Origin of the sequence: Paraburkholderia caledonica NBRC 102488 (genome assembly GCF_000685095.1) — a bacterium.
GTDB lineage: Bacteria > Pseudomonadota > Gammaproteobacteria > Burkholderiales > Burkholderiaceae > Paraburkholderia > Paraburkholderia caledonica.
The window spans coordinates 103,987-119,719 of the sequence record NZ_BAYE01000010.1 but is presented as its reverse complement, the minus strand read 5'-3'; the positions used below and the strand labels follow the sequence as shown (position 1 = coordinate 119,719).

Genomic DNA, 15,733 nt, shown 5'->3' with positions numbered 1-15,733 from the left:
GCGGAAGCGGCCGCGCCACTCAAACGGACAGTGTGCTCATGAAAATATCCTTACCGCCGCATGGGCGGTCGAACCGCGTTTATCCGCCCGCCGCTCCGAGTTTGCATGGTCTCGCGTCGGTGATTACCGGCGTGGTCGTGGTTTGCGCGCTTTACTTCGGCCGCGCGGTGCTGATTCCCATCACGCTCTCCGTGCTGCTCAGTTTTCTGCTCGCGCCGCTCGTGCAGATGTTGCGGCGGCTGCATATGGGCCAGTTGCCGTCCATTTTCATCGCCGTGCTGTTCGCCTTGGCCGCACTGCTTGCCGTGGGGGCGCTGATCGGCGCGCAGCTCGTTCAACTGGCGGGCGACCTGCCGCAGTACCAGGTCGCCATCGAACGCAAGATCGAAACCGTGCAGGAGAAAACGATCGGTCGCGCCGATTCGCTGATGAGCCGCGCGGCCGCCACGCTGCAACGCGTCGCGCCTTCGAAGCCGCCGCCGCGACCCACTGGCCGGGCGGCGCGCAACGCCCCCGCTGTGCCCACACCCGTCGAAGTTCACGAGCCTTCGCCCACGCCGTTGCAACTCGCGCAGCGTGCGTTGTCGCCAGCCATCGCGCCGATTGAAACCACCTTCATCGTGCTGGTGGTGACGATCTTCATTCTGCTGCAGCGCGAGGACCTGCGCGACCGATTGATCAGTCTCTTCGGTTCTCGCGATCTGCATCGCACGACGACAGCCATCAACGACGCCGCGGTGCGCCTGAGCCGCTATTTCGTCGCGCAACTCGGCGTGAACCTGAGCGCAGGCGGTGTGATCGCGATCGGGCTCGCGATCATCGGCGTGCCTGGCGCGTTGCTGTTCGGCGTGATAGCGGCGCTGCTGCGCTTCGTGCCATATATCGGCATCTGGATAGCGGCGATTCTCGCGGTGTTTCTCGCCGCAGCCATCCAGCCGCAGTGGACGATGGCGGTCTACACACTGATTCTCTTTATCGTCGTGGATGTGGTCGCCGGGCAGATCGCGGAGCCGCTGCTGTATGGCCACCGTTCGGGGCTGTCGCCGCTCGCAGTGGTCGTCGCGGCGATTTTCTGGAGCTGGCTGTGGGGGCCGATCGGCCTCGTGCTGTCCACGCCGCTCACGCTGTGCGTCGTGACGCTTGGGCGCTACGCCGATCGTCTGAACTTTCTCACGGTGCTGCTCGGCGATCAGCCGGCGCTCACGCCCGCGCAGAACTTCTATCAGCGGCTTCTTGCGGACGATCCGCATGAGGCGATCGTGCAGGCTGAGCGTCTGCTGCGCGAGATGTCGCTAATCGATTACTACGACACCGTCGCGCTCGAAGGCCTCAAACTCGCACGCAATGACGCGATGCGCGGCGTGCTGATGCCGGACCAGTTGGCCCGCGTGAACGAAGCGCTGGTGGACATCGTCGAAAATCTGGAAATCGCCGATGGTTTGCCGGACCGGCTGATCCGCGCCGAGTCTCCAGAAGCGCTCGTCGCTGCTTCGACAGCGGATCTTTCCGAGCAGCACGACAGTGCGACGCGAGCGCATGCTTCGGCGCAGGGTAACAGCGAAAAAACGGCGGTGCTCTGCGTGCCCGGACGCGGCGCGTTCGACGAAGTCACGACGGCCATCGCGGTGCAACTGCTCGGACGCTTCGGCTTTGCACCGATCATGGCGACGCACTCGGGCTACCGCAGCGCGCACGCCGACGAGCCGAGCTACAAGAATGCGCCGATCATCTGCATCGTCACGCTCGACGCTCCGGAATCGCCGCCGTATCTGCGCAATATGCTTCGACGCACACGCCAATGGCGGCCGAGAGCGGCGCTCGTGGTCGGCGTCGGCGGCACCGCGGAAAACGGGCATGAGACAGGAATGGGTGCGACTGCCGCTTCACATTCGGCACCGACCTTCCGCGCGATGATCGAGGAATGCCAGCTGGCCGCTTCGTCGCTGCACACGCGTCAGCATTCGCACGTGACGAGCAGCGCAGATTGAGCACGGTTATGGGCCAACCGCGCGCCCCGTTAGCGTGGATCGAATCGTGGCGCGCCTGTACCCAAAATGAGGACAGGCGCGCGTAAGCTCTCCTCCATACTTCGCTCATCGCTTTTTCGTGTCGCCGCGCGTCCAGACCACTTACAGCGCGGCGCACCCGAAAACGCGGCGAACATCGAGGAGACATGCATGACGCGCAGTTTCAAACCCTACCCCTTTGCGCCGCGCCATTACGAGGGCGCGGCGCCCCCGCTCATCGACGGACACGATCCCGTGCGGCGGCCCGTGGCGATTGTCGGCGGCGGGCCGGTCGGCATGACGCTCGCGCTCGCCCTCGCCCGGCAAGGCGTGCGCTCGGTGCTGATCGAGGCCGACGACAGCGTATGCACCGGCAGCCGCGCAATCTGCATTTCGCGGCGCAGCCTGGAAATACTCAAGCGCCTTGGCGCCGTGCAAGGCTTCCTGCAAAAGGGTCTGCCGTGGACGGGAGGCCGTAGCTTCTATCGCGACACCGAAGTGTTCCGCTTCACGATGCATCAGGACGACGAGCAATCGTTGCCGCCGATGATCAACATCGCGCAATATCAGATCGAACAGTTCCTGCTCGACGAACTGGAGCGGCATGCGGATCTGATCGACATCCGCTGGCAAACTCGCGTGACCGGCATCGAGCAATCCGACGGTTCCGACGTGCAGCGCGGCGCAACGCTCGCGCTGCGCACCGGCGACACCGCGTGGCGCATGCACGCCGACTGGGTCGTCGCGTGCGACGGCGGGCGCAGCACCGTACGTGAAACGCTCGGTCTGAAGCTCACCGGCACCACGTACGAAGGCCGCTACGTGATCGTCGATATCGCCTTGCACAGCGAGCGCGCGACCGAACGTCTCGCCTATTTCGATCCGCCGTCGAATCCGGGTTCCACGGTGCTCGTGCACAAACAGCCGGACGACGTATGGCGTATCGACTACCAGCTTCGCGACGACGAAGACCCGCAAGCGGCCATCGAGCCGGACAACGTGATCCCACGCGTTCAGAGCGTGCTCGACGCAATGGGCGAAACGGGCGAATGGTCACCGATCTGGATCACTGTCTACAAGGCAAACGCGTTGACATTGGAGCGTTATCGCCACGGCTCGGTCCTGTTCGCCGGCGACGCGGCGCATCTTGTGCCGATCTTCGGTGTGCGCGGCGCCAATTCGGGCATTGACGACGCCGACAACCTCGGCTGGAAACTCGGCTGCGTGGTCAACGGCATTGCATCGCCCGACCTGCTCGACAGTTATAGCGACGAGCGCGTGTTCGCCACGCGCGAGAACCTGAGCTACGGGATGAAAAGCACCGAGTTCATGGCGCCGCCCACGTTCGGGTTCGAGTTGATGAGAACAGCGGTGCTGGGGCTCGCCGAACATCATGCCGCCGTGCGGCCGCTGATAAATCCGCGGCAAACGCACCCGATCGCGTATGTCGAATCGCCGCTCAATCGCGTTGCGGCAGACGGCGTGCAGGCAGCCGGCGCGATACCCGTGGCGAGCCGATTTGCCAGCGGTCCCGCGCCGGGCAGCGTGTTACCGGAGTGCAGGCTACAGCGCATTAGCGACGGCAAGACGGTCGATATGCACGTTACCGATCTGCTGGCACCCTGCTTCACGGCGCTGCGCTTCGGTACGGATTCTTCGCAAGATGCCGAGTGGCAGCACATACAGGACGATCTGGCGAGCCGTGCGATTGCATTCAAAACGATCACCGTGGTCGACACGAACGTCAAGCTGGGCGCAGACAGCACTGCCATTATCGATTACAGCGGCCGCCTGCATCACATGCTCGACGCAACACCGGGCACGGTCTATCTGATCCGCCCGGATGGCCATGTGCTCGCGCGCTGGCGCGACGGCAGCGCAGCCGCGACACACAGCGCGCTTATCGCCGCACTGAACATTCGGAGCAAGGAGAGACAGTCATGACCGATAGCGATCTCGAACGCATCTATACGACGCTTTGCCAGAACATCACTGCCGAAGGTGAAGCGCAGGCACCGCTCTATCTCGCCCGCCTCGCACTGCTTTGCATAACCGAACTCGGCGACATGCAACGCGCTATGTCCCTGATCGAGGCAGCTCGCCTGCCTTCGGGAGCAGTCACGGCGGCGACATAGGTTGAAGAGAGCACGACGAACAAGGCGCAAAAAAAAGCCGCCGCGAGTTGACCCGCGGCGGCTTTCTGCTTCAGCGAAGCACTACTGCTTTATCTGCTAGATCGGCTTCAGTACAAACCCAGCGTGCTCGCATGCAAACGCGCGAGACCGAGCAGCGCGTCCGTGTATGGCGTTTGAACACCGGTCAGTTGTCCGAGTTCGCGCACCGCGCTCACGAGTGCGTCCAGTTCCACGGGCTTGCGCGCCTCTACGTCCTGCAGCATCGACGTTTTCATCGCACCGAGTTTGAGCGTGACCGCATGCCGGTCCTGCGGCGCCTGATCGATCGGAATGCCGAAGCGCGCGCCGATCTCCTTCGCTTCGAGCATGACGCTCGTGACGAAGTTGCGCACCAGCTCGTCGCTGAGAATGCGGTCGGTGGTCGCGCCGGTCATTGCGCTGATGGGGTTCATTGTCATGTTGCCCCAGAGCTTGTACCAGACGTCGCGCTGGATCTGCTCCGACATCGACGCATTGAAGCCGGCGGCGACGAGCGCTTCGGTCAACGCCTTCACGCGTTCGCTCGGCCGGCCGGCAGCCTCGCCGACGATCAACCCATTGCCCTGATGATGCCGGATCACGCCGGGCGCCTCGACGAGGCAGCTCGCATGCACCACGCAGCCCACCGTCTGCGCGCCCGGAATGGCCGCGGCGATGGCGCCGTCGGGATCGACCGACTTGAGCCGCTTGCCCGCAAAACCGCCGCCGAGCCCGTCGCAGAACCACCACGGCACGCCGTTCATGGCGGTGAGCACGAGGGTTTGCGGCCCGAGCAGCGGCGCGATATGCGCGGCCACCGACGCCATGGCCGGACCCTTGACCGCCACCACCACGAGATCCTGCACGCCGAGTTCCGCGGGATCTTCGGCCGCTCTTACGCGAACCGTCTGCGTCTCGCCGCCTTCGATCAAACGCAGACCATGCTCGCGCAACGCGGCGAGCGTCGCGCCGCGCGCCACCACACCGATATCGTGACCCGCTTGCGCGAGCTTCACGCCCATCCATCCGCCGATCGCGCCTGCGCCGTATATCACTGCTTTCATTGATTCATTCCTTGTAACTCGCGTCGATGCGCTCCACGCGACGCACCAGGGCATCGTACACATCCTGCCCCGCGCCGTGACGCGGATCGAACTGGAGCGCGTCGCGCGAGCAGCGGATCGCCACTTCTTCAGGGACCGGCCGCGCCTTGCCCATCGAGAACGTCGCCATCTGAATTTCGCACGCGCGGTTCAGTGTCCAGAGAATCGCAAAAGTCTGCGGCAACGTGCGGCCCCACGCAAGCAGACCGTGGTTGCGCAGAATCACCGCCTGCCGGTTGCCAATATGTTCGACGAGCCGTGGCCCTTCTTCCGCATGCACGGTGATGCCCTCGAAATCGTGATACGCGATCCGGTCGTGCAACTGCGCGCTGTAAAAATTGGTCTGCTGCAAGCCGTCTTCGAGACACGCCACCGCGACGCCCGCCGTGGTGTGTGTGTGCATCACGCAATGCGCGTCGGGCACGCCTTCGTGGATCGCCGCGTGCACGACGAAGCCGGCCGGATTGACCGGATAACGCGAGTCGTCCAGCACGCGGCCCTGCGCGTCGATCTTCACGAGATTGCTCGCCGTGACTTCGCTGTAGTGCAAGCCGAACGGATTGATCAGGAACTGCCGCTCGCCGCCGCTCACGCTTTCCGGCACACGCAATGTGATGTGGTTGTAGATCATCTCGGTCCACCCGAGCATGTCGAAAATTCTGTAGCACGCAGCCAGCTGAACGCGCGACTGCCATTCGTCGGGGTGCATTCCGATGCTCTTCGGCGCACTCGCCGCTGGCATCTCAAGTGTCGTCATCGATGTCTCCATGGTTATGTGCTGGCTGCAAATAGTGCGTATCCGCCGTTATGCGCCGCCGTTATGCGCCGGACACGACGGCGGCAATGGACGACGCGACGTAATCCGCATTGCGCGCATTCAAGCCCGCTACGCACATGCGCCCTGAGCGCAAAACGTACACCGCGTGTTCGTTGCGCAAACGCTCGACCTGGCTTGCGGTCAAGCCCGTGTAGGTGAACATGCCGCGTTGCGCGACGTAACGCGCACGCATCACTTCATCGACGCGGCCGGCGAGCCCCGCGTGGATCGTGCCGCGCATCGCAAGAATGCGTTCGCGCATGGTGGCGAGTTCCGCTTCCCACGAAGCGCGCAACGACACATCGGACAGCACGTTGGCGACGAGGCGCGCGCCGTGCGTCGGCGGATTGCTGTAGTTCGCCCGCACGGCCGACATCAGCTGCCCGAGCACGCGGCTCGCTTCGTCGGCGTTCTTGCAGACAACGCTCAGTGCGCCGCACCGCTCGCCGTACAGCGAAAAATTCTTCGAGAACGAATTGGCTGCGATCAGCGGTACGCCGGCCTCGGCCAGCATACGAACACAAGCGGCGTCTTCTTCGAGGCCCGCGCCAAAGCCCTGGTAAGCCATATCGACAAACGCGATCAGCTTGCGACGCTGCAGGACCGGCACGAGTTCGGTCCATTGCTCGACGCTGAGATCGACGCCGGTGGGGTTGTGGCAGCACGCATGCAGCAACACGACGCTGCGCTCGGGCAAACGGCCGATGGTGTCGATCATATCGGCGAAACGCAGGCCGCCCGTCTGTTCGTCGTAATACGGATAGGTGTTGACCGTTAGACCCGCGCCCTCGAATACGACGCGGTGATTCTCCCAGCTCGGGTCGCTGATCCACATTTGCGAACCCGGAAAATAGCGTCGCAGGAAATCGGCACCGACTTTGAGCGCGCCGGAGCCGCCTATGGTCTGCAACGTCGCGATGCGGCCTGCGGCGCGTGCTTCGCTGTCTTCGCCGAACACCAGCGCCTGTGCGGTCTCGCGATAGAGCGGCAAGCCCGCCATGGGCAGATAGGAACGCGGGCCGATTGCGTCGAGCAACGCGGTTTCCGCGCGGCGCACCGCGTCCATGACGGGCAGCTTGCCGGCGTCGTCGAAATAGATGCCGATGCTTAGATTGACTTTGTTCTGGCGTGGATCGAGCTGGAAGTCTTCGTTGAGACTCAGAATCGGATCGCCGGGATAGGCGGGGATATGTTCGAACATGGCATTTCCTTGAAAGGAGCCCTGACGTGTTGTGCCGACATTGCGTCGACGGCCGGGCGAGACTGAAAGTCTAAGCGTCTTTACGTGCTCCCGTCGATTGGGACAAGTGTCGACTAACGCGCCCTGATCCACAATCAACGGATTTTTCACGATTCGTAAGTTTTTCTTTAGAATTGGGGCAATGGCACTTACCCGCATCACCATCCGTCAATTCGAGGCGTTTCTCGCCATTGTCGATCTTCAAAGCATCGGTGCGGCGGGGCAGCGGCTCGGCCTCACTTCGTCGGCAGTCAGTCAGCTGCTCGCCGAGCTTGAAACGGAACTGGGCTTTCGCCTGTTCGACCGGACCACGCGGCGTGTGAATCTGTCGAGCGCGGGTCAAGACTTCCTCGCGTCGGCGGAGTCGGTGTTGCGTCACGTGCGCGCCGCCGCCCAATCCGCCGACGATATCCGCAACCGTGCTGCCGGCATTGTCCGGATCGGCGCGCCGCTGGTGCTGGCGTCCACTGCGTTGCCGGAGGCGATCGCCGAATACGCGCGCGACAAGCCGAAGGTGGTCGTGCGCATTTGCGACACGGTGGTCGAGCAACTCGTCGAGCGTGTGGAGAGCGCGGACGTGGATCTCGCGGTCGGCCCCGACAGGCCAAGCGGTGCACGCGTGCGCCGCGACTCCGCGTTCGCAAGTCCGTGGGTGATGTGGTGCGCGCCGTCGCATCCGCTCGGCACGCGGCGGCGTGTGCAATGGCAGCAGCTGCGCGATATCCCTATCGTCGCTACAGGCCGCGATCACGAACGCGCAGTCGATCAAATGCTCGCAAACCTGCCGGTCGAGGCGCGCATCGTTCCAGTCGATGTGGTGGACAACGTCACGACCGCTTTCGGCATCGCTTCGCGCGGACTCGCCGTGACGCTCGCGCCGGCCTACGTCGCACCGCTTGCGCGCACTTTCCGGCTGATCATGAAGCGGATCGTCGAGCCGGAGACCATCCGCGAGGTTTGCGTGTATCGCTCGACCGAACGCGCGCTGTCACCGCCCGCGGCCGGCTTTGCTGATTTCCTGTTGCCGTGGCTCAAGCGCTGGGATCGCGAGACGCAGGCCGATGCGCGCGCTAGACGCGGTTGAAAAAGCGTGACTACGGCGCGGCGAGATAACAATTTCAGCCACGTTGTGGAGCCACGCACAGCGCGAACAGTTGCCTCTGACTGGAAATGCCGAGCCGCGCGTACGCGCGCTTCTGATAAGTGATAACGCTCGTGGGCTTGACGCCCATTTGCGCGGCGATTTCGACCGCTGTCGCGCCTTCGAGCGTGCCGCGAAGCACGTCGAGCTCACGTGGCGTAAGCGCGGGACAGATTCGTCTGATGCGTGCAAGCATGGCCGCTGCCGGGCCTTCCTGATGCTGCCCATGAAGCGCGTAATGGCCTTTCGCTGCATGCGCGAACAGATGCGCGAGGCTCTCGACCCGTTCCAGCTCGCCCGCGCTGAACGTGCCGTACGCGCGGTCACGGTATAGATTGATGGACAGCCACACGCTTTCCACGGGTTGCATGAGCAGCGACAAGCGGTCCGATACGTTGGGCTGCAAGTAGCACGCTGCGCGATACGCTTCGTTCGGGATTTCTTCGCTTTGCTGCTGATGCAGAACTAGCGCGTCGTTCGATCGCGCACCGCGCGCGTTTCCGATGATCGCCCTATTGCCGTCCAGTGCATAAAAGTGCGTCGCATACCGGTCAGCAACGTCACGCAGAAAACGTCCGCCCCGATGATCGGCGGCGGAAATAGTGCGCGGCCGCGCGTCGAATTCGTACGCAAACACGGTGCACTGCGAAACCGGCAGCATGTCGCCCACCGTTTTGAGCATGCTGGCGGCGAGCGAGTCGGCGTTGTTGTGCGAAATCGACATGACGAGCTCGGCCGCACGCGCGGCACTGATCTGTTCGCTTCGATGCGGCGGGGAAATGCGCCATGAACGCATGATGGCTTCGTGCTCGCGCGGCGTGGATTGTGTTCCGCCAAGCGTAGCACAGCGCGGCGCTGGTATCGACGACAGCATCCGGAGCGCCGTTGCCGCCTACGCGCTGCTTTATCTTCGCGCTTATTTCCCCGAAAACGAGCCGCGCTGCAACGTTACCATTCGCGGGAGTTCAATCGTGAAGACCGTGCCGTCCGCTTCGTCAGACTTCACGCTGACACCACCGCCGTGCATCCGCGCAATTTCCTGCACGATATGCAAACCGAGCCCGAGGCCCTCGCGTGAGCGGGAGCCGCTATTGTTCGGGCCGAATGCCTTGAACAGATGCGGGAAAACTTCAGGCGGAATGACGCCGCGGTTGGCCACCTTCAGGCGCACGCAGTCGGCGGATTCGCCGTCCACCTCGACGCTGACGTCGCCGCCGGCCGCGCCGTGATGCAGCGCGTTGCTCACCAGGTTCGACACTGCCTGCCAGACGAGATCCGTATCCCACGCGCCCGCCGTATTGCCGCGGCTCGCGAACACGATACGCTTGCCGTTCTCGCGCGACGTAAACTCGTCGATTACCGATCTGCATAGCGTCGCGAGTTCGATCGAACGAGGTTGCAACGGCAGGCGTCCGCCTTGCAGACGCGCGAGATTCAGCAACTGCTCGACCATGCGCGCCATGCGCAGCGAACTGTTTTTGACGCGCGCGGCAACCGTTGCCGATTGCGGATCGGCGGCGGTGCGCATCAGATATTCCGCAGACGCGAGCACGGCGCCGAGCGGCGTACGCAAATCATGGCTAAGCACCGCCATCAGCATCTCATTCGCTTCGAGCATCTGACGCGTGGTCACGAGCTGCGCGGCGAGCTGGCGCTTCTGCTGTTCGAGCTGAACGAACACGTCCACCTTCGATTGCAGAATGCGCGGGTCGAAGGGCTTGTAGAGAAAATCTACCGCGCCTGCTTCATAGCCGCGAAACGTGCGCGACGCGTCGTGCGCGGTTGCCGTCAGAAAGATGATCGGCACATGCGTCGTGCGAGGACTGCCGCGCATCAGCGCCGCCAGTTCGAAACCGTTCATGCCGGGCATGTTGACGTCGAGAATCGCGAGCGCGACTTCGTGCTTGAGCAGCAGATCGAGCGCGGCGGTGCCGGAATCGGCCACGAGCACGGCGACGTCTGGCCGTGTCAGCAACGCCTTGAGCGCAGTAATGTTGTGAGCGATGTCGTCGACAATCAGAATGTTCACGGGTGGGTTCGACATGGCATCGGGTCAGAGAGAGGCCGGCAAAGCTGCAAGCTGCCGGGCCATTGTTTCGGGAGAGAAGATGTAATCGGCCGCACCGCGTTCAATTGCGGTACGCGGCATTTCCGGCGAACTGGCGGTGTCCGGCGCCTGCACCCACGTATGGCCGCCAAATGCGCGCACTCGCTGCAAACCACGCGCGCCGTCGTCGTTGGCGCCCGAGAGCAGCATGGCCAGCAATTGATCGCGATAGACGGTCGCCGCGGACTCGAACAACACGTCGATGGAAGGCCGGGAGAAGCGCACTGCTGCATCCGTTGAAAGTGCAATCGTCCGGTCCACTTCCACCAGCATGTGGTAACCGGGCGGCGCGACATGCACGCGGCCCGGCATGATCTGTTCGCCCGCGTCGGGCTCGACCACGGGAAGCAGGCAGCGGTGCGTCAACGCGTGAACGAGATAGCTCGGCGGGTCGGGCGGCAGATGCATGACGACCATCACGGCGGGCGCAAAGCTCGCTGGCAGCGCGGCAAGCAGCAGGTTGAGGACTTCCATGCCGCCTGCCGAGCCGCCGATCAGAACGAGCTCGCAGGTGCGCCCTTTTCGCGCGCCTCGCGGGGCGTCTTCGGCTGACTGGATCGTTGTGCGTGGGATCACGGTGGTTTCAGCGTTTCTGGTAAATACGCTCCCCCGGACGAAATTCGTCGAAGGCTTCATAATGGCGGGAAAAACGCAGCGTCTCCTTGCTGCCCAGGCCGAGAAAACCGCGCCGTACCAGCGCATTCTCGAAGAGCCCCAACGCGCGGTCCTGCAAACCGCGATCGAAATAGATCAGCACGTTCCGGCACGACACGAGATGCGCTTCGAGAAAGACCTCGTCGGTCGAGAGGCTATGGTCGGCGAACACCACGCGGCCTTTAAGCGAACCGGCAAAGCGCGCACCGCTATAGGCCGCGTGATAATAGTCCGACAGCGAGCGTTTGCCGCCGGCCGCGAGGTAGTTCTGGGTGAAGCCCTGAATGCGATCCAGCGCGTAGATCCCGGCTTCGGCGCGCGCGAGCGCGTCCGGGCTGATATCGGTCGCGTAAAACAGCGTGCGCTCGGTCAAGCCCTCTTCGTCGAAGAGAATTTTTAGCGACCATAACTCCTCGCCCGTGCTGCAACCGGCCACCCACACCTTGATGGACGGATACGTGCGAAGACGCGGCAACACATGCTCGCGCAGTGCGAGAAAATACGCAGGATCGCGAAACATATCGCTGACCTGTACAGTGAGGTATTGGAACAGCCGCGAAAACTGATCGCTATCGCGCATGATGCGGTCCTGCAATTGGGACAGCGTGCTGAGTCCAAATTCATCCAGTGCCTGAGACAGACGGCGACGCAGCGACGACATCGCATAGTGACGGAAATCGTGCTGGTATTTGAGGTAGATAGCCTCCAGCAGCAATTTCAACTCTATGTCGAAATCGCTCATGCGTTGCCGTGCGTCTAGTTCGAACTGGCTCATTGCTTTTTCCGTGTCTGGACCGTTGTCTCAGCCTGTCTCGGCCTGTCAGCCGCTAGCGTTGGCGCAGCCAGACACGGCAGAGCGCAACGAGCTTGTCCACGTCGATTGGCTTGGACACGTAATCGTCGGCGCCAGCTTCGAGACAACGCAGGCGATCGTTCGCCATCGCCTTTGCCGTCAACGCGATAATCGGCAGATGCGCAAAGCGCGGATTGCGCCGAATCTCGCCCATTGCCGTTAAACCGTCCATCTCCGGCATCATGATGTCCATCAGTATGAGATGCACTTCGGGGCCGTTTTCCAGCGCTTCGAGCGCTTCGCGGCCATTACGCGCAATCTGCAATTTCGCACCGAGTGGTTCGATTACATGCGAGAGCGCGAAGATATTGCGCACGTCGTCTTCTGCAAGCAGGATCGTGCGGCCCTCGAAGGCGTTGTCGCGTTGCCGCACGGTGCGCAACATGCGCTGCTGTTCCGGCGCGAGCGACGACTCCACGCTGTGCAGGAACAGCGTCACTTCGTCGAGCAGGCGCTCCGGCGACTTTGCACCTTTGATAATGATCGATTTCGAATAGCGGCGCAGGCGGTGTTCGTCTTCATCGGAGAGCATGCGCCCCGTGTAGACGATCACCGGCAATGACGCATGCTCGGCATTTCCGGCCAGGCGCTCCAGCAGATCGTAGCCGGTGCCGTCGGGCAGCGCGAGATCGGTTACCACGCAATCGAACGAGAAATTTTCGATGTGTTCCAACGCTTCGGCCAACGTGGCGACCGCCACGATCTCCGTGTTTTCGCTTTGCAGCAACGCGCGGATGCTTTCGCGCATCGCTGCGTCGTCTTCGATCACCAGTACGCGCTTAAGATGCTGCTGCAAGCGCGCTTCGAGCCGGCGGATCGCGGCTTCCATCGTGGAGCGCGCGGTCGGCTTGAGCGTATAGCCGATTGCGCCGAGATGCAGAGCCTTGTCCGCGTGGTCGGTGGCGGACACGATGTGAATTGGAATATGACGCGTGAGCGGATCGTTCTTCAGCCATTCGAGCACGGTGAGGCCCGAACGATCCGGCAAGCCCACGTCGAGCAGCACCGCCGCCGGACGCATGTCGCGCACGAGAGCGAGACCGCTCGCCGCGCTGCTCGCATGCACGAAGTCGAAGTCGAGTTCATGCACGAGATCGCGAAGGATTTCGGCGAACGCGAGGTCGTCTTCCACCGCGACAATCAGACGGCCGGCACGCGTGCGGTTGTTGCGGTCGTCGGCAATCGAAGCCGCGGCCGTATCCGGCGCGCTCACCGCGTCGCCCGCATTGCCCGCATAGGCCACGCTTGCTCCGTTGTGACGCGCTTCCGTCATCAATCCGTTGGCCGGAGTGATGACTGTCGACGCAGCGCCGTTCCATGAAGTGGGAGAAAGCAGCGGCTCGCCCCGCGTGTCACCGGCGGTCTCAGCGTTGCCTGCCGCCCGAGCCTGCGCCGTGGCGGTTGCCGTAGCCGTACCGGCCGCGGCGGCTGTGTTCTCGCCGTCGTCCGCTAGCGCTGCACGCGCGTCGAGCGGCAACCACAGCGTGAAGACGCTACCCTTGCCCACTTCGCTGACAACGGTGATCCGGCCGCCCATCAGTCGCGCAAATTCCCGCGAAATGGACAGGCCGAGTCCGCTGCCGCCGTACTGACGACTGGTGGATCCGTCAGCCTGCTGGAACGCTTCGAAAATCATCTCCAGCTTGTCGGCCGCGATGCCGATGCCGGAATCGCGCACATCGATACGCAGCATGTCGCCGTCCGCAGGCGCGACCGATAGCGCAACCTCGCCGCGCTGCGTGAACTTCACCGCGTTGGACAGCAGATTGCGCAGTATCTGCGTGACACGCTGGCCGTCGCCGATGAACGTATCCGGCACCCCAGGCGAGCGGTCGAACGCGAGGCTCAGGTGCTTCGCATCCGCCATCGGCTTGAACATCTCTTCAAGCGATTGCAGCGTTGCGTCGAGCGACACGGTTTCGAGTTCGACAGTCACCTGACCCGCCTCGACCTTCGACAGATCGAGAATGTCGTTGATCAGCACCAGCAGGTCGCTGTTGGATGCGTGGATGGTTTCCGCATAGCGCACCTGCTCCTCGGTCAGATTGCCGCTGCGGTTCTGTTGCAGCAGCTTCGCGAGAATCAGCGAACTGTTCAGCGGCGTGCGCAACTCGTGCGACATGTTGGCGAGGAACTCGGACTTGTAGCGGCTCGATTGCTCGAGGCGCTCGGCGTTCGCCGCAAGGTTGCCCTGCGCGCGCAGCAGATCGGCTTTCTGCCGCTCGAGGCGCTGCGCATACTCCTCGAGTTGCACGTTCGTCTGTTCGAGCTCGGCCTGCTGCGCTTCCAGGCGCGTTTGCGATTCGAGCAGCGCGCGGCCGCGCTCTTCGAGCCCTTCGTTCGAAACACGCAACTCCTCCTGCTGAACCTGAAGCTCCTCATTCAACTGCTGCGTTTCGATCAGCGCATCTTGCAGGCGCTCGCGATAAAGCGCCGCTTCGATGAAATCGCCCATGCTGTCGCTCACGAGTTCGATGAACTCTTCGTCACGCGGCGCGAGTGCGCGGATAAAGCCCAGTTCCACGACGCCGTTGACTTCGCCTTCGCTCCTGATCGGCATGATGATCAGGTTTTTCGGCGCAGCTTTTCCGGTTGCAGAAACCACTTGGACGTAGTTTTCCGGCACCTCGCGCATCACGACCATACGGCGCGAGAGTGCGACCTCGCCGACCAGCGTGTCGGCGTCGCTGAGATCGCGCCCGGTGGCCTGCTCGCTCTCGCGGCTGAAGCCGTAAGTCGCGATGCGGCGCAGTGTGCCGTGCCGCTTGTCGCGCACATAAACGGCGCCGACGGCAGCCTCCATGTACTGCGCAAGGCAGTCGAGCATCGCGCGGCCGACGAGGTGCGGCGTGGCCGCGCCAACCACTCTCTCGGCCAGCATGCGCTGACCGGAGCGCAACCACGCCTGTTTTTCCAGCGCTTCCGTCTGTTCGGCTTGCTGGCGTATCGCTCTGTCGTAGGTCCCCGCCAGGTTGAGCAGTTCGCGCCGGCCCATCCATGCAAGCAGACCATTCACGCCGATGCTGAAGATCAGGAACACGCTGACCAATATTCCGGAGACGCGTCGCGACGCCTCGCCGCGCTCCTGTCGCAAGCGCAATTCGACTTCGAGAAAATCGCCGAACTCCTTCCGGGTCTCGTCGAATTCCATCTTGCCGCGGCCGCTCGCCACGGCACTCGTGACGTCCTGCATTCTGCGGCGCGCATCGATCATGCTTTCGGCGAAGCGAGTCCAGCGGTCCTGGATTGCCTGAATCTGCCTGAGCTTCTCGACTTGCGGCGGATTGTCGGCAACTAGGCGCTGCAGGTCTTCCATTTGCGCCTTGAACTGCGGTCCGCCGTTTTCGTACTGCGCGAGAAAACTTTCGTCTCCGGTGATCAGAAAGCCGCGCATCGACGATTCGCGATCGACTGCGAGTCGCAACATTTCGTTGGCCTTGCCGACCACGCGCTCGGAATGCTCGGCCCAATTCGTGGTGGAAACCAGGTACCCGATCAGACCGACGAACACGGCTATCGTGATCAGGCCGACAAAGAGAGGTAAGGCGATGTTGCGGCGGACAATGCCGCGAAAGTAACGTTCGTCGACAACCTGGGATGCGGTCATTTTTTCTATATTCAGCAAAACGGATCATTGCGATCCGGAATATTTTTCGGGT

General features: G+C 62.9%; 12 protein-coding genes. 4 read left to right on the top strand and 8 right to left on the bottom strand.

The window, feature by feature from the left end; genetic code table 11:
• The first annotated feature begins 38 nt into the window (after nt 1-38).
• The 3 genes from BCA01S_RS20705 (at nt 39) to BCA01S_RS20695 (ending at nt 4,141) form a co-directional block, all read left to right on the top strand.
• Complete coding sequence (locus tag BCA01S_RS20705; RefSeq protein ID WP_027778548.1) at nt 39-1,988, top strand: AI-2E family transporter; 1,950 nt, start codon at nt 39-41, stop codon at nt 1,986-1,988.
• A gap of 189 nt (nt 1,989-2,177) precedes the next feature.
• Nucleotides 2,178-3,950, top strand: coding sequence for an FAD-dependent oxidoreductase (locus BCA01S_RS20700; protein WP_027778547.1), 1,773 nt, complete (start codon nt 2,178-2,180; stop codon nt 3,948-3,950).
• Nucleotides 3,947-4,141 carry a hypothetical protein gene (locus BCA01S_RS20695; RefSeq protein ID WP_027778546.1) on the top strand — a complete coding sequence of 65 codons (195 nt, stop codon included), beginning with the start codon at nt 3,947-3,949 and terminating at the stop codon, nt 4,139-4,141. Before BCA01S_RS20700 ends, BCA01S_RS20695 begins: the two co-directional genes overlap by 4 nt.
• Nucleotides 4,142-4,248: 107 nt before the next feature.
• On the opposite strand, the gene BCA01S_RS20690 is transcribed toward BCA01S_RS20695, so the two are convergent.
• From BCA01S_RS20690 to BCA01S_RS20680, 3 genes are all read right to left on the bottom strand, one after another.
• Nucleotides 4,249-5,223: a 2-dehydropantoate 2-reductase gene (locus BCA01S_RS20690; protein WP_027778545.1), complete on the bottom strand. Its 975-nt coding sequence runs from the start codon at nt 5,221-5,223 to the stop codon at nt 4,249-4,251.
• A 4-nt stretch (nt 5,224-5,227) separates the two neighbouring features.
• On the bottom strand, nt 5,228-6,019 hold the full coding sequence (locus BCA01S_RS20685) for a class II aldolase/adducin family protein (RefSeq protein ID WP_027778544.1): 792 nt from the start codon (nt 6,017-6,019) through the stop codon (nt 5,228-5,230).
• Between the two features lie 61 nt (nt 6,020-6,080).
• Nucleotides 6,081-7,280, bottom strand: coding sequence for an amino acid aminotransferase (locus BCA01S_RS20680; RefSeq protein ID WP_027778543.1), 1,200 nt, complete (start codon nt 7,278-7,280; stop codon nt 6,081-6,083).
• A 181-nt stretch (nt 7,281-7,461) separates the two neighbouring features.
• Between BCA01S_RS20680 and BCA01S_RS20675 the strand changes: the two genes are divergently transcribed.
• Nucleotides 7,462-8,403 carry a LysR family transcriptional regulator gene (locus BCA01S_RS20675; protein WP_027778542.1) on the top strand — a complete coding sequence of 314 codons (942 nt, stop codon included), beginning with the start codon at nt 7,462-7,464 and terminating at the stop codon, nt 8,401-8,403.
• Between the two features lie 34 nt (nt 8,404-8,437).
• Here the strand turns inward: BCA01S_RS20675 and BCA01S_RS20670 are convergent, their stop codons facing one another.
• The 5 genes from BCA01S_RS20670 to BCA01S_RS20650 form a co-directional block, all read right to left on the bottom strand.
• The gene (locus BCA01S_RS20670; RefSeq protein ID WP_027778541.1) at nt 8,438-9,256 is read right to left on the bottom strand and encodes a helix-turn-helix transcriptional regulator; all 819 of its coding nucleotides are present in this window, start codon (nt 9,254-9,256) and stop codon (nt 8,438-8,440) included.
• Nucleotides 9,257-9,376: 120 nt separating this feature from the next.
• Entirely contained in the window at nt 9,377-10,504 is a 1,128-nt protein-coding gene (locus tag BCA01S_RS20665) for a hybrid sensor histidine kinase/response regulator (protein ID WP_027778540.1), read from the bottom strand.
• 9 nt (nt 10,505-10,513) lie between these two features.
• Nucleotides 10,514-11,140, bottom strand: coding sequence for a chemotaxis protein CheB (locus BCA01S_RS20660; protein WP_027778539.1), 627 nt, complete (start codon nt 11,138-11,140; stop codon nt 10,514-10,516).
• Nucleotides 11,141-11,150: 10 nt separating this feature from the next.
• Nucleotides 11,151-11,996: a CheR family methyltransferase gene (locus tag BCA01S_RS20655; protein WP_027778538.1), complete on the bottom strand. Its 846-nt coding sequence runs from the start codon at nt 11,994-11,996 to the stop codon at nt 11,151-11,153.
• 52 nt (nt 11,997-12,048) lie between these two features.
• A complete protein-coding gene (locus BCA01S_RS20650; protein WP_027778537.1) occupies nt 12,049-15,681 on the bottom strand; it encodes a response regulator in 3,633 nt (1,210 codons plus the stop codon).
• Between the last annotated feature and the right edge of the window lie 52 nt (nt 15,682-15,733).

Bases quoted from the DNA above. Each gene is read 5' to 3' on its own strand.
- BCA01S_RS20705 (WP_027778548.1), top strand. From the start codon at position 39: ATGAAAATATCCTTACCGCCGCATGGGCGGTCGAACCGCGTTTATCCG.
- BCA01S_RS20700 (WP_027778547.1), top strand. From the start codon at position 2,178: ATGACGCGCAGTTTCAAACCCTACCCCTTTGCGCCGCGCCATTACGAG.
- BCA01S_RS20695 (WP_027778546.1), top strand. From the start codon at position 3,947: ATGACCGATAGCGATCTCGAACGCATCTATACGACGCTTTGCCAGAAC.
- BCA01S_RS20690 (WP_027778545.1), bottom strand. From the start codon at position 5,223: ATGAAAGCAGTGATATACGGCGCAGGCGCGATCGGCGGATGGATGGGC.
- BCA01S_RS20685 (WP_027778544.1), bottom strand. From the start codon at position 6,019: ATGACGACACTTGAGATGCCAGCGGCGAGTGCGCCGAAGAGCATCGGA.
- BCA01S_RS20680 (WP_027778543.1), bottom strand. From the start codon at position 7,280: ATGTTCGAACATATCCCCGCCTATCCCGGCGATCCGATTCTGAGTCTC.
- BCA01S_RS20675 (WP_027778542.1), top strand. From the start codon at position 7,462: ATGGCACTTACCCGCATCACCATCCGTCAATTCGAGGCGTTTCTCGCC.
- BCA01S_RS20670 (WP_027778541.1), bottom strand. From the start codon at position 9,256: ATGCGTTCATGGCGCATTTCCCCGCCGCATCGAAGCGAACAGATCAGT.
- BCA01S_RS20665 (WP_027778540.1), bottom strand. From the start codon at position 10,504: ATGTCGAACCCACCCGTGAACATTCTGATTGTCGACGACATCGCTCAC.
- BCA01S_RS20655 (WP_027778538.1), bottom strand. From the start codon at position 11,996: ATGAGCCAGTTCGAACTAGACGCACGGCAACGCATGAGCGATTTCGAC.
- BCA01S_RS20650 (WP_027778537.1), bottom strand. From the start codon at position 15,681: ATGACCGCATCCCAGGTTGTCGACGAACGTTACTTTCGCGGCATTGTC.